Source organism: Algoriphagus marincola DSM 16067 (assembly GCF_000429405.1).
In the GTDB taxonomy this organism is placed as follows: Bacteria; Bacteroidota; Bacteroidia; order Cytophagales; family Cyclobacteriaceae; genus Algoriphagus; species Algoriphagus marincola.
In genome coordinates this window covers 475221-488807 of record NZ_AUBU01000001.1, presented here as the reverse complement: position 1 = coordinate 488807, position 13587 = coordinate 475221, and the positions used below count along the sequence as shown (strand labels likewise).

Below are 13587 nucleotides of genomic sequence, written 5' to 3'. Positions count from 1 at the left end.
TTGAACTACTTGAGAATATTATGTCCCATTTTATCTCGTTTGGTTCTCAAATAATTCTCATTGTGAGGATTTGGAGCGATTTCGATGGGCACCTGCTCCACAATCTCTAAACCATATCCAATCAGACCTACTCGTTTTTGGGGATTATTTGAAATCAATCGGATTTTACCCACACCCAAGTCTCTGAGAATCTGAGCACCTACTCCATAATCCCTGCTGTCCATAGGGAGACCCAATGCTAAGTTGGCCTGCACAGTGTCCATGCCTTCCTCCTGAAGCTTGTAGGCTTTCAGCTTATTGATCAAACCGATACCACGACCTTCTTGGTTCATGTAGAGAATCAGCCCCTTTCCTTCTTTTTCTACCATTTCCATAGCTGCGTGAAGTTGAGGACCACAATCACATCTACAACTTCCAAATATATCGCCCGTCACGCAGGAAGAATGCACTCTGACCATGATTGGCTCATCCTTCGTCCAAGTTCCTTTGATTAGCGCAAGATGGATTTCTTGGGTATTAGTTTGTCTAAATGCAATCAAATCAAAGTTTCCCCAAGTGGTAGGCATTTCAACGCCTATTTCTCGCTTAATCAGGGATTCATGTTTGATTCTATAAGCAATCAAATCCTTGATCGATACTAATTTCAAATCGAATTGCTTAGCAACCTCGACCAAATCAGGCAGTCTAGCCATGGTACCATCCTCATTCATGATCTCCACTAGGACACCTGCTGGCTTGAGACCTGCCAGACGTGCAAAATCGATAGCTGCCTCTGTATGTCCTGCACGACGAAGCACTCCGCCTCTCTTGGCTTTCAGTGGAAAAATATGTCCCGGCTTCCCTAATTCACTAGGATCAATCGCATCATCCACCAATGCCTGAATGGTTTTTGCCCGGTCCGATGCTGAAATACCTGTGGTACATCCATGCCCAATCAAATCGACTGAAACGGTAAAAGGTGTCTCAAAGGCTGCGGTATTATGACCAACCATGAGCTCCAGGCCAAGTTTCTCACAACGATCCTCCACCAAAGGCGCGCAGATAAGACCACGGCCATACTTTGCCATGAAGTTGATGATTTCAGGGGTGACTTTTTCTGCAGCGCATACGAAATCACCTTCGTTTTCACGGTCCTCATCATCTACTACGATAATGACCTTTCCATCTTTTATGTCTTCGATGGCTTCCTCAATGGAGTCCAATTGATAATTTTCCACGGATAATTTTTTGAATAAATGAGTGGACAAATTTACGTCCTTTCGATTCTAAAACAGACCATTGCCAAAGAAAGTTTGGTTTACCCAATAACTATCCCCAGTTCCCGGTCAATCTGTATATGTACTTGCTTCAATCCCATATAAATCTCCTGAAGCTCGGTAATTTGCTCGTCTGTGTACTGCTCCGAGTGAGCATTTTTAATTTTCTGTAGTGCCTCGTCCATCATTTTCAGGACAAACTTCCGTTTATGCCTCAGGATGGACTTGTAACTCGTCAATGTAAGATCATCTTCTTCTTTTGGTATAAAAATCTGGAATTTATCAGTCCAATGCACCGATGCTTCTCTGCGGGGAGTGATCAAATCGATGACCTCATTTCGAATTTCCACATCACCCAAGGTCAAGAAATAATCCGAATCCACTACCTGACCATTTACTAAGTTTTGTCTGAAAAGGTCCAAAATTTTAGCATAGAGCGGGTGGTGGATGGTCAGGTCTTCTGTTTCAGCGAGCAGGTACTGGCAAAGATTCAAAGATTCCCCATCGAGTTCTTTTAGTCCATAATTCAATAGAAGACGAATCAACTCCCTTTCTTGGATTTGGAGAGCCTCAGAAACCGAAAAAGCCTCCTGCTCTACTGGAAGCAAGTCTTCAACCGCAGCTTGCTGTTGCGCTACTTCTTCTGATTTTCGATGATAATCCCGTTGTACCTTGAGCAGGATTTTATTGACCTCTGCATAGATGATTCCCTCTTCAATATCCAAAAGCGAGGCAGCTTCTTTAGAATAAACTGATCGGATGATCGGATCTGGTATTTTGGCAATACTTTGGACGACCTCCCGGATCACCTCTGCCTTGCGGATTGGATCCCGCTCGTATTCATCCCTATACAAGTTGATCTTGAAACCGATAAAGTCTTTGGCGTTTGCAGCCAGGTAATCTTGAAATGCCTGAGATCCTACCTTTCGAGAGTAGCTATCCGGATCTTCTCCATCCGGAAAAACGACAGCCTTGACAATCAAGCCACCTTCCAAAAGTAAATCTATACCGCGGAGTGAAGCTTTAATACCGGCGGCATCCCCATCATACAATACGGTAACCTGATCGGTGAAGCGTTTGATCAGTTTTATTTGACCTTCGGTGAGGGAGGTACCTGATGAAGCCACGACATTTTCGATTCCCGAAAGATGCATCGATATCACATCTGTATATCCCTCCACCAAGAAGCAATTGTCTTTTTCCCTGATGGATTTCTTAGCCTGAAACATGCCATAAAGCACATCGCTTTTGTGGTAGACAGGCGTTTCGGGCGAATTGATGTATTTGGGCTGATTTTTATCCTTGGTCAGAATTCTGGCTCCGAAAGCGATCGGCTTTCCGCTGATATTGTGAATAGTGAAAGTGACTCGATTACGGAAACGGTCATATCTGCGAGACGGATCCCCGTCCTTTTCGAGTATCAGACCAGCTTTCAATAAAATATCTTCCTGAAAACCAGCTTTTTTAGCTGCATTCAGAAGACTATCCCATCCATCCAATGCGTAGCCTAAATCAAACTTTTGGATAATCTCAGGTCCAAAACCTCGCTCCTTGAAGTAACTCAGCCCGATGGATCGGCCTTCTGCAGTTTCCAGATTTTTGACAAAAAAGTCCCGGGCAAAACCGAGTGCAATCAGTAAGCTTTCTCTTTCACTTTGGGCCTGCTCCTGCTCTGGTGTCTGAGCTTCCTCCTCCTCTACTTCGATACCATATTTCCCAGCCAAATGCCTAACAGCCTCCTGAAAACCTAAGCCTTCAATATCCATGACAAATTGGATAGGGTCACCAGCCTTCCCACATCCAAAGCATTTGTAGATTTGCTTGGCAGGTGAAACCGAAAAAGACGGGGTCTTTTCACCATGGAAAGGACAGCAGGCCCAGAGATTCTGACCTTTGCGCTTAAGTGGGACATAATCAGAGATCACCTCCTCGATGTCCATTCTGTCCTTGACCTTATCGGTGGTATGCTTGCTAATTCCCATAAATCTAGATTGACAAAGTTAATCCAGTGCTTGGAATTGATGGCCTTTTCTGAGAACTAATTGGGAAACATCGTAGTTTATCAACTGCGATTCTATCATAAAGCTTCCCAAAGCCATTAATTGAAACTATCTTGCGACAAAATTTTCCACAATGCAACTTTCTAAAGAAGCCATATTAAAAAGTCTTTCACGAGTAGAAGATCCTGACCTCAAGCGCGACTTGGTGAGTCTAGGAATGATTCAAAAAATTCATATTGAAGGCAAAAAAGTAAGTTTCAGTGTCGTATTAACTACTCCAGCCTGTCCTCTCAAAGAAGTGATCAAAAACAACTGTATTGAGGCATTGGAAGAAGATTTTGGACAAGATTTTGATTGGGATATTCACATGACTTCCCAAGTTACCACCGTACGCGAAGCAACCCCAATTTTGCCTGATGTGAAAAACATCATTGCCATTGCTTCCGGCAAAGGAGGAGTAGGAAAATCTACTACCGCTTCTAATTTGGCTGTTGCACTCGCCGAATCCGGCGCAAAAGTAGGCTTGATCGATGCTGATATTTCAGGACCATCGATTCCGACCATGTTCAATGTAGAAGGTGAGCAGCCTTCGGTGAAAAAAGTCGGAGACAAAAATGTAATTCTTCCGATCGAACAATACGGAGTCAAGCTAATTTCAATTGGTTTTCTGACCCCGGCCGATTCTGCAGTGGTATGGAGAGGCCCTATGGCAAGTTCTGCGCTTAGACAATTTATTTCAGATGTAGAATGGGGTGAATTGGATTATCTATTAATCGACCTACCGCCGGGGACCTCCGATATACATTTGACCATGGTACAAACTGTCCCTGTGACTGGAGCAGTGATCGTCACTACTCCTCAAAAAGTTGCATTAGCGGATGCTACGAAGGGATTAACGATGTTCAAACAGCCACAAATAAATGTACCTGTTTTAGGTGTTATTGAAAATATGGCTTACTTTACACCTGAAGAACTCCCTGACAACAAATATTACCTATTTGGAAAAGAAGGAGGTAAAAAATTAGCTGAAAAATATCAAGTGGAATTCTTAGGTGAAATCCCTATCGTACAGAGTATTCGTGAAAGTGGAGATACAGGCTATCCTGCAGTATTGAAAAACGGAATTACTCAGAAAGCGTACAAAGAGTTAGCAGAGTCTGTAGCCCGTCAAGTAGCCATCAGAAATGCTGAAAAGAAAAAAACTGAAATCGTAGAAATTAAAGCATAAATAATGCAACCAGAGTTAAGAGAACAAATTGAATTTGCGCTTGATGCCATCAGACCATATTTGGAAGCCGATGGGGGGAATGTTCGTATCGTAGAGCTTACAGATGATATGGTGCTCAAGATTGAAATGACAGGATCTTGCAGTTCTTGCCCTATGTCATCTATGACACTTAAAGCTGGAGTAGAAGAAGCAATCAAGCGAGCCATTCCCGAAATCGTTCGAGTGGAAGCTGTGAATTTGACGACAGCTTAAGTACACTTTCATGAGGAGGTCTCTTTTTAAGATTTGGTCAAATCTGCTCTTAGTAGCTTCATTAGTTTTTTTGGCTAGAGCTTCGTTTGGTCAACAATTTACTATTAGCCCATTGGATCAGTTTGGAGCAAATGGCTCTAAATCTTCACACCAGCATAACGAAAAATGCGGACACAGCGCATTAGAAGAATTATTGGTTAAGGAAATGGGCTATTTCGGTACTCGTGATTTTTTTGAAGACTGGATTGACCAAAAAATAGAAGCTCAACGCAACCAACCTCAAATATTAGCAAAAACCCAAGAGGAGCGTCGATTAATTCCGGTGGTTGTTCACGTCATTCACAATGGAACCGAAATTGGTCAAGGAAGTAATATTCCATTTTCTCAAATTGAGGCCCAAATCAGAATCTTAAATGAAGATTTCAGGAGATTAAATCCAGACGCAAACCAAACTCCAGCACAGTTTTTACCGGTTGCAGCAGATGCGAATATTGAATTTGTACTAGCCAAACAAGATCCAAACGGCTTACCAACCAATGGGGTGGTCAGAGTACAAGGACCTAATAATTCCTATTTGCCGGAGGATGCAACCTTAATTGGCCAACTTTCACAATGGAATCCAGAAGAATATCTCAATATCTGGGTACTTCCACTCACATCACCCTTTATTGGTTATGCTTCATTTCCTGTTTCTGACCTACCGGGATTAAATTTCTCACCAGCTCCGGCTATCACGGATGGAGTCACAGTGGATTATCGGTTTTTTGGCTCAGGTGGAAATGCCATTAATGCATCCCTTGGTCGGACTGCCACACACGAAGTAGGTCATTATTTCGGTTTGAGACATATTTGGGGCGACGGAGGTTGTGGTGTGGATGATTTTGTTGAAGACACTCCTTTGCAAGACAATTCTAATTCTACTTGTAATGCAAACCCTTCTAGATTCAGCTGCGATTCTCAGGATATGATCCAAAATTACATGGACTATACTCCTGATGCTTGTATGAATCTTTTTACCCAAGGTCAAGTAGAACGATTCAATGCAGTATTGGCAAATAGTCCCAGAAGAAATACCCTTGTAAATAATCGTGCGACGCAGGATCCAGAATTATTCGATCGTGACCTTGCTATTTCTCGCCTAATCGAGCCCGGTGACTTTGCTTGTGATGCGCTTGTCATTCCTCAAATAGAGGTTCTAAATGCTGGGCAAAACACAATTACCTCTGCAAGAATCACTCTCCAAGTGAATGGGCAGCAAGTCCAAAACAGGACCTTCACATTGAATCTTTCAACGGGTGAAAGTGACATAGTTACTTTTGATAGCTTCGAACTTCAAGGAGGTGAGAATGAGGTGGCATTCGAAATCGTCGCGGTCAACAATAACTCAGACGAAAATATTGAAAACAACATAGCCCGATCAAATCCAGTGGTGCAGGAGGCAGTAACGCTTCCCTTATCCTTAGATTTAGGAAATATCCCCTCTTCTTGGACTATCCAAAATGGTGATGGTGGATTTACTTGGGAGCAAACAAGTTTAACGATATCAGGTGAGGAAGAAGACCTATTATTTATTCGAAACTATGAATATGACGCTCCAGGTGAACTGGATTACTTCATTTCACCAGTGATTGATTTGAGCAATACTCCAAACGCTCAACTAGTTTTTGAAATGGCCCATGCTCCTTACAATCAGCAAGGCTTCCAAGACGACTTGATAGTGGCCGTATCCACCGACTGTGGAAACACCTTTGAAATAGCAAATGCTACCTATGAAAAATCCGGGGCATCATTGGCAACCTCCGCAGCTACCTTGAATGAATTTATCCCGACAAACTCATCTCAGTTTAGAACTGAACTGGTAAACTTAAGTCCATTTGCTGATCTAGGAAAAATACGAATAGCATTTATTGCCGTCAATGCATTCGGAAATAATGTCTACTTAAAAAATATCCGGATTCTGGAACAGGAAGAGTTTAGGTATTCCCTAGAAATGGAGGAATTGATCAACCCCAACCCTATCTCAGATGGAAGATATCAAAATGAAAGTCTTCAGGTAACCAATACTGGAAACCTTCCAATTTCCAACTTTGTGTTTGTAAAAAGTGTAAATGGAAGTTCCCCTCAGGGATTCTTAGCGAGCGGAGATCCCGTTGCTCCTGGAGAAACTTTCACTTTGACAGGTGGAAATAGTACAGGAAGTGGAAAGAATCGCCTAAACTATGAAATACTTTTTCCAAACTTTGACCAAAACGAAGGAAACGAAAGTACACTAGAACGGTATATCATTGAAGACAATGAAGTAACTCCTGTTCCATGGAGACAAAACTTCAATTTTGCTACTGCTATCGAACCATGGACTAGCCTCAATCCTCAAAATGATGAAGGATCTTGGCGATCTCTTCCATCAAGTGGCGAGGCTGGAAATGTGAGTGTCGTTGAAAATCCAGAAGCAGGTCAAAGCTATTGGTTGGGATCACCGGTATTCAATCTATCTAGTAATACCCAAGCATCCTTATTCTTTGATTTGGCAGCTGGAGATGTATCACCCGAGACAAGTTTCCAAATCCTTGGCAGTAAAGATGCCGGAGACACGTACGAAGTTGTTTTTGAAGCTGTAGGGGATGAAATTTCAACAGTCCCTGGTACAGCCAGTATCAGCAATCGAGAGCATTTCCAGAGAAATTATGTAAATCTGACTGATTTTACAGGAAATGGGAATAGTGAAATTAGATTAGCCGCAGTGCTTTCTGCAGGTGAAGGAACTAATACCCCTGTGTTTTTGGATAATTTGGAGCTTTTCCTCAGTGCCAACCCAAACCCCGTAATTCCTGCTGACGGAAGAGCTTTGATATACCCCAATCCAGCTACAGCTTATTTCAACATTGCTTTCAATCTAGCGCGCTACGAGAATGTGACGATCCAGATTATCTCTTCGACAGGAGCTATTGTCCACGAGGTCGATTATCCACAGACGCTGAACCAAACCTATACTTTCCCTCGAGAAATATTCTCTCCGGGACTTTACATCGTTAGAATAGTGAGTCCTACACTGCAGGATATGCAGCGGGTTTTCATCAAATAATCTTAAATCAGGTCGAAATTAAAATTTCGGCCTTTTTTTTGCCTTTGTGCGATCTAAATAAATTGGTATTAGTAGGATATAAAACTCCGTGTAAAAGACTTAAAATCCATATTCTGTCGTTTTAACCCCAATCAATTCGCTCTGCCAAGAAAGAATTTCCATCCTACCATTTTCCCATTTATCTTTAACCCTAATTCAAACAGTAATTTTAGACTTAGCAATCCTTGAAAAAAATATTCATCCATTTACTCCTTATCATTTCGGCCTCGATTCTTTTAGGCTTTCTTTTCCTGAAAATCTATTTGCCAACGCACACTAATCACGGTGAAACAGTTTCGGTACCGGATCTTTCTGGCTATACATTCGATGAGGCAGTAAACATCCTTGAAAAATCAGGCTTAAACTATGAAGTCTCTCAAGACTCTGGATACAGTGTAGATGCACCTGCCCTCGCCGTATTGAAGCAAATTCCTCCAGCTGAAGACCAAGTAAAAGATGGAAGAAAAATTTATCTGACGCTCAACGCTCAGAATGCTCCGATGATCAAATTACCGAATTTGGTCAATCTTCAGCTCAAAAACGTACAGGAAATATTAGCAAACTTAGGCTTGGAACGAGGAGAATTGATTTACGTACCTGATATTGCGATCAATGTCGTTCTAGAGCTCCAATATAAGGGGCAACCAATCGCTGAAGGTTTTGAAATACCCAAGGGAGAAAAGATCGATTTGGTAGTAGGAGATGGTTTGGGAAATCAGATTTTGGAAGTGCCTACGCTGACGGGAATGGATGAGATAGATGCAGAGTTTTTGATTTTGGGTTCAGGTCTTCGAGTTGGTGAAAAAGTTTACTATCAAAATGACACCGTACCTCCGGGATATGTCTTCCGTCAAGCCCCTCCTGCTCAAACCCAAGTCAAAACAGGAGAAACCATAGATCTTTGGATTTCCAGAAAAGAAAATTAAACGAATGCGGATTCTTCACAAAATAGTTCTGTGTACACTTTTTACCCTAGCAAGTTTGGGAGTAGAGGCACAGCTTGTGGAGTTTGGCCCCGTACCAAAATTGAAGTACAAATCCCATCCCCAATCTGCCAATTCTAGTCGATTGGCCAGCACTAATTCGCTTCCTTTTTGGGATGACTTTTCGCAGGGAATGGACACCTTAAAATGGGAATTTCAGGGCAGTACTTTCAGCAACAGTATGGGAAACAATGCTCCTTCACTAGGAGTGATCGTATTTGATGGCGTGGATGCGACCGGTAGACCCTATTCGAGAGAAATAAGAGAACAAGGGGCTGGAGATTATTTGACATCCAAACCTTTTGATTTGGCGCAGCTGAGCCAAGAAAGCCTCTATCTCAGTTTTTTTTGGCAGGCAGGAGGACAGGCAGAAATGCCCGACGAAAATGATCGGCTCTCTTTGCAGCTTTTAGATGCGGATAGTGTCTGGAATACCGTTTGGACGATTAATGGAGGGGCAGACAAAAACCCCGAAGAATTCAGTCAGGAAATAGTACCGGTATCCGGAGAGTTTCTCCATGACAAGTTCCAATTTCGATTCGTCAATTTTGGCAGATTAGCTGGTCCTTTCGATACATGGCTTTTAGATTATGTATTCTTAAGCTTTGATAGAGATGCTCAGGATTTATCCTATTTGGATCGGGCTCTTACTCGTGAAAGCAGACTTTTTCTAGGGGACTATACGGCTGTCCCGCTTGGGGTTTATCAAGACCTTCTTGCAGAAGAGCTTTTGCCAGTCACAAATGAGTTTAAAAATCTGGAGGATCGTTTCCGTGCAATGGAATACTCTATTCGCTTAGATGGGGAATCAAGCACTGTTGTAAATCTAAACACACCTTTCAATCCTGTACCCAATTCACAAGAGAGAAGGGTCTTTGAAAGTAATGCTATCACTGAATTGCCAGCTTTAAGCACAGAAAGCGAAATTGAGATTTTAACGTATTTGACCACAGGGGATCAAAATTTATTTAGTGTAGAGAATGGAGACACGACCTTTTTTGCATCAGTAGATTACCGAATCAATGATACGGTAAGATCCGTCATCCCCATCCGAGATTTCTTTGCTTATGATGGGGGGCAAGCAGATTATGCAGCTGGAATCAATCAGCGTTCAGGGCTTTTGGCCGTCAAATATGAAGTTGACAGTCCAGTTTTTCTTACTGGAGTATCTATCGATTTCACCAATCCGGATCAGGCAGACCAGCCCATTGATATTTTGGTTTGGCAGGACCTTGAGGAGACGCCGATTTACAGAGAGGAACTTCTGATCCCATTGAAAGAAGCTGGCGAGGAGTTGATCTTCTTCCCTATTGATACCAATATTCAGGTTCAAGGAGAGTTTTTTGTAGGTTTCTCACAGTTTAGCAATGACTTCATTTACGTAGGACTCAACAAAGAAAATGATCAGGCAGATAAAATTTTCTACAATGTCAATGGTGCCTGGGCCCAAAATGAAGAAGTAAGAGGATCATTACTGATTAGACCACACATAAGCTTTAATGCACCATTTGCAGAATCTGAGATTCCTGGGGAAAATCTACGCTACTATCCAAATCCTGTAGAAAACCAACTTCACTTGGTGGGTAAATATTCCGAAATGAGAATTTTCGATTCCTTTGGCCGGGAGATTTTCCCCGATCGGTATCAGGGAGCTGATGAAGAAATCATTAACTTTACGGACCAGCTACCAGGAGTTTATGTGATTCGAGCATTGACTTCGGCAGGCCCTCAATCATTTAGAATTTTAGTCAAATAATATGGAAGATATCACAGTCAAAGAACTCAAAGAACGACTAGACAAGGGAGATAAATTTGTCTTTTTGGATGTCCGTGAAGAATGGGAATACGAAGATGATAACTTGGGAGCGATCAATATCCCGCTAGGAGAACTACCGCATCGTCTTGATGAATTGGAAGGAAAAAAAGATGAGGAAATCATCATTCATTGCAGAAGCGGAGCCAGAAGTGGCAATGCCAAAAAGTTTTTAGAAACAAAAGGCTTTTCGAAAGCACGTAATGTTCTTGGAGGGATTATGGCCTATCGCGAGCTTTAAAGTGAATTAAACAAGATCAGTAGAAACCCGGCAATAGCTGGGTTTTTTGTTTAGCTGAAGATGAATGGCTGAGGAGAAAAGCAAAAGGCGAAGATCAAAATAGCCAACCATCCAATCCATTGTCTTTTAGAATCTAAAGTTTTAAATCCAGAGACTTCAGGATGTCTAGTCCCCATGATTCTTCCTAATAAAAAAGCAAACAAGAGCCAACCTTGATAGCCTTCCAGTGTGGGCTGGAAAAAGACCATCAAATACTGAACTGCCGCAATACTGAGTGCAATAGTAATCCTATTTTGAACCGAAAGGCCAGACTTGAAATAGCAGATAAATAGAAACCCAACGTAAAGAGGAATTCTGAAAATGAGTTCGCTAGCTGACAGATAGGGACTAATTACCCCAAGACCGGCATAGAAAATAAATGCAGTGAAGGCGACCAATGAAATCTTTTCATGATGTCTGGGGAAAAGTCCAAAAATAACATGACCGCCATCTAATTGCCCGATCGGCAGTAGATTAAGTGCGGTGAAAAAGAGGGCCAAATAGCCCGCAAAAAGGTAAGGATAATGGATTAATTCAGACATAGCAGGCATGCGCTCAGGGTCTGCTAAGGTCTCAGTCATCATCCAAAAAAGGAGATTTTGACCCAATTCAAATTCAATTGCCCCTTCGTAGCCTTCAAAATTGGGGTCTAAATATTCGGGATGAATTTCGTAGATGTAATCAGCAGGAGGCAAATTCAAGAATCCATAAAACAAGACTCCTAATGCAACGACAAATCCTGCTAAAGGACCCGCTACCCCGATATCGAAGAATTTCTTTCGGGAATTAACAAATCCCTTCATTCGGATGACAGCACCTAGTGTACCCAAAGAAGGCGCTCCCAAAAAACCAAACCAAGCAGGGATAAAAAATGGAAGCGAGCATTTGACACGATGATAAATTGAGGTGAACAAATGCCCCAATTCATGGATAAGTAAGATACCTACAAAAGGGATAGAGTAAGAAAACGACTTAAAAAAATACGCCCAAGTAAGTGCTGATTCTTCCGAGCCAAAAACAGACCTTCCATAGACCCATTCACCTCCTGCAAGCGTAGCTGCTATCAAAGTAAGAAAAAACAGAACTCCGTGTCGGAGATACTCTTTTCTACTATACATATTTTAAATAGTCAAAAATCACTTCCGGCCCGGTCACATGTACAGCTTGAATACCAAGTGCAGCTGCTCCCTCCACGTTTTCTTTCAAATCATCAAAAAACACCACCCGCTCAGGAGCTGTTCGTAGATCTGTAAGCATTCTTTCATAGATGGCTGCATCAGGTTTGGCGAGGCCCATTTCATGGCTTAAGAAAACCCAGTCAAAAATCGGATCAAAGTTGGCAACACCATGATCCTGACTTAGAATATCATTGACCGCCAGGATATGAATAAGATTTGTATTACTTAAAACCCCCACTTGGAAATGTTTTTTCACCTCATGAACGAGTTTCAAGCGCTCAGCAGGAATTTTGCCCAATAGTGAATTCCATAGCTTATCTACCTCCTCATCAGACCAATTTTTTTCAAAATATGCTCTGACTTCATCTCTGAAAATGGCAGAATTGATCTGTCCTTTTTCATAAGATTTATGAAAATCCGTATGATAAAATTCATCCACCAAATAGTGTCTTTCTTCTGGAAGTTGCTGACGAAGAAGTGATAGCGGACGGTTATAATCAATATCAATGATCACATTGCCCAAGTCAAAGATCAAAAAGTCGGCATCAGGTGTTTTTTTCATCCAGTAGTATGGTTGTGAATATGCTTTCAAATATGTAACATTGCAATCCCAAAACCAAGAGTTAAAGTCAATAGGTCGCTTTAATCATGGATTTGAGGCAATTTCGATAACGATCGAAAAATGCTGAATCAAGTACTTGAAGCTTTAAATAAATAAAAGTTCAAGATAAAAATATTGGGCTCCCGATATCGATCGGGACCAGTTCGTTAGAGCTTCTGACTCTCCCGATACATCGGGACAGAAGGTCGCTGGAACATTTAAAAATAGTATTGGGCCTATAACTCAGCTGGTTAGAGTATCTGACTCATAATCAGAAAGTCCCTGGTTCGAGCCCAGGTGGGCCCACTAACCCCGTTTACTTCAAGTATTCGGGGTTTCTTTTTTATAGACAACCAAAAACTCAAAGCTTCTGACTCTCCCGATACATCGGGACAGAAAGTCCCTGGTTCGAGCTCAGGTGGGCCCCTAACCCCGTTTACTGATGTATTCGGGGTTTCTTTTTTTGCAGACACCAAAGTATCCGAACCAAATAGTATTTTCAATTCTAGAGTTTTGTTTTTTAAATTTAGTTATGAATTATTGCTATATACTTTTCAGCCCTTCATTAAAGAAGTTTTACACTGGAATCACTCAGGAAAGTGTAGGGTCCAGACTTCAAAAACATAACTTTCATTTTTATGGAAATCATCACTTTACTGCGAAAGCATCAGACTGGGAACTATTTCTGGCTATCGAAGTAAATTCGCTTTCACATGCAAGAAGAATTGAGCTTTAAATAAAAAGGATGAAAAGTTCTTCTTTTATTCGAAAACTAAAAGAAAATCCAGAACAACTCAAAACATTGATTCAAAGAACAATGGTTTAAGCTTCTGACTCTCCCGATACATCGGGACAGGAGGTCCCTGGTTCGAGCC

The 13587-nt window shown here is 41.8% G+C and carries 11 protein-coding genes and 1 tRNA gene; 8 read left to right on the top strand and 4 right to left on the bottom strand.

Going from position 1 to position 13587, the window contains the following annotated elements; translation table 11 throughout:
- Positions 1-5: 5 nt before the first annotated feature.
- Together G457_RS0102265 and dnaG are read right to left on the bottom strand one after the other, a co-directional pair.
- The gene (locus G457_RS0102265) at positions 6-1217 is read right to left on the bottom strand and encodes a bifunctional 3,4-dihydroxy-2-butanone-4-phosphate synthase/GTP cyclohydrolase II (RefSeq protein WP_026945027.1); all 1212 of its coding nucleotides are present in this window, start codon (positions 1215-1217) and stop codon (positions 6-8) included.
- 80 nt (positions 1218-1297) lie between these two features.
- Positions 1298-3238 carry a DNA primase gene (gene dnaG, locus G457_RS0102260; RefSeq protein WP_026945026.1) on the bottom strand — a complete coding sequence of 647 codons (1941 nt, stop codon included), beginning with the start codon at positions 3236-3238 and terminating at the stop codon, positions 1298-1300.
- Positions 3239-3389: 151 nt separating this feature from the next.
- On the opposite strand from dnaG, the gene G457_RS0102250 reads away from it, so the two are divergent.
- From G457_RS0102250 to G457_RS0102225, 6 genes are all read left to right on the top strand, one after another.
- The gene (locus G457_RS0102250) at positions 3390-4484 is read left to right on the top strand and encodes an Mrp/NBP35 family ATP-binding protein (RefSeq protein ID WP_026945025.1); all 1095 of its coding nucleotides are present in this window, start codon (positions 3390-3392) and stop codon (positions 4482-4484) included.
- 3 nt (positions 4485-4487) lie between these two features.
- A complete protein-coding gene (locus G457_RS0102245; protein WP_026945024.1) occupies positions 4488-4736 on the top strand; it encodes a NifU family protein in 249 nt (82 codons plus the stop codon).
- Positions 4737-4746: 10 nt separating this feature from the next.
- On the top strand, positions 4747-7818 hold the full coding sequence (locus G457_RS0102240) for a M43 family zinc metalloprotease (RefSeq protein WP_026945023.1): 3072 nt from the start codon (positions 4747-4749) through the stop codon (positions 7816-7818).
- A gap of 224 nt (positions 7819-8042) precedes the next feature.
- Positions 8043-8783: a PASTA domain-containing protein gene (locus G457_RS0102235; protein WP_024281842.1), complete on the top strand. Its 741-nt coding sequence runs from the start codon at positions 8043-8045 to the stop codon at positions 8781-8783.
- 4 nt (positions 8784-8787) lie between these two features.
- Positions 8788-10596 (top strand): T9SS type A sorting domain-containing protein, encoded by a 1809-nt coding sequence (locus tag G457_RS0102230; RefSeq protein WP_051260665.1) that lies wholly within the window; start codon positions 8788-8790, stop codon positions 10594-10596.
- A 1-nt stretch (position 10597) separates the two neighbouring features.
- Positions 10598-10894 carry a rhodanese-like domain-containing protein gene (locus tag G457_RS0102225; RefSeq protein WP_026945021.1) on the top strand — a complete coding sequence of 99 codons (297 nt, stop codon included), beginning with the start codon at positions 10598-10600 and terminating at the stop codon, positions 10892-10894.
- Between the two features lie 50 nt (positions 10895-10944).
- Here G457_RS0102225 and G457_RS0102220 read toward each other — a convergent pair whose 3' ends face one another.
- Both G457_RS0102220 and G457_RS0102215 read right to left on the bottom strand, forming a co-directional pair.
- Positions 10945-12051, bottom strand: coding sequence for a site-2 protease family protein (locus G457_RS0102220; protein WP_026945020.1), 1107 nt, complete (start codon positions 12049-12051; stop codon positions 10945-10947).
- Complete coding sequence (locus G457_RS0102215) at positions 12044-12673, bottom strand: HAD family hydrolase (protein ID WP_026945019.1); 630 nt, start codon at positions 12671-12673, stop codon at positions 12044-12046. The genes G457_RS0102220 and G457_RS0102215 overlap by 8 nt, the downstream gene beginning before the upstream one ends.
- Before the next feature lie 271 nt (positions 12674-12944).
- Here G457_RS0102215 and G457_RS0102210 point away from each other — a divergent pair.
- Together G457_RS0102210 and G457_RS20900 are read left to right on the top strand one after the other, a co-directional pair.
- Positions 12945-13018, top strand: a tRNA-Ile gene (locus G457_RS0102210).
- Positions 13019-13244: 226 nt separating this feature from the next.
- Positions 13245-13448 carry a GIY-YIG nuclease family protein gene (locus tag G457_RS20900; protein WP_035483030.1) on the top strand — a complete coding sequence of 68 codons (204 nt, stop codon included), beginning with the start codon at positions 13245-13247 and terminating at the stop codon, positions 13446-13448.
- The last annotated feature ends 139 nt before the right edge of the window (positions 13449-13587 follow it).

Bases quoted from the DNA above. Each gene is read 5' to 3' on its own strand.
- dnaG (WP_026945026.1), bottom strand. From the start codon at position 3,238: ATGGGAATTAGCAAGCATACCACCGATAAGGTCAAGGACAGAATGGAC.
- G457_RS0102250 (WP_026945025.1), top strand. From the start codon at position 3,390: ATGCAACTTTCTAAAGAAGCCATATTAAAAAGTCTTTCACGAGTAGAA.
- G457_RS0102245 (WP_026945024.1), top strand. From the start codon at position 4,488: ATGCAACCAGAGTTAAGAGAACAAATTGAATTTGCGCTTGATGCCATC.
- G457_RS0102240 (WP_026945023.1), top strand. From the start codon at position 4,747: ATGAGGAGGTCTCTTTTTAAGATTTGGTCAAATCTGCTCTTAGTAGCT.
- G457_RS0102230 (WP_051260665.1), top strand. From the start codon at position 8,788: ATGCGGATTCTTCACAAAATAGTTCTGTGTACACTTTTTACCCTAGCA.
- G457_RS0102225 (WP_026945021.1), top strand. From the start codon at position 10,598: ATGGAAGATATCACAGTCAAAGAACTCAAAGAACGACTAGACAAGGGA.
- G457_RS0102220 (WP_026945020.1), bottom strand. From the start codon at position 12,051: ATGTATAGTAGAAAAGAGTATCTCCGACACGGAGTTCTGTTTTTTCTT.
- G457_RS0102215 (WP_026945019.1), bottom strand. From the start codon at position 12,673: ATGAAAAAAACACCTGATGCCGACTTTTTGATCTTTGACTTGGGCAAT.
- G457_RS20900 (WP_035483030.1), top strand. From the start codon at position 13,245: ATGAATTATTGCTATATACTTTTCAGCCCTTCATTAAAGAAGTTTTAC.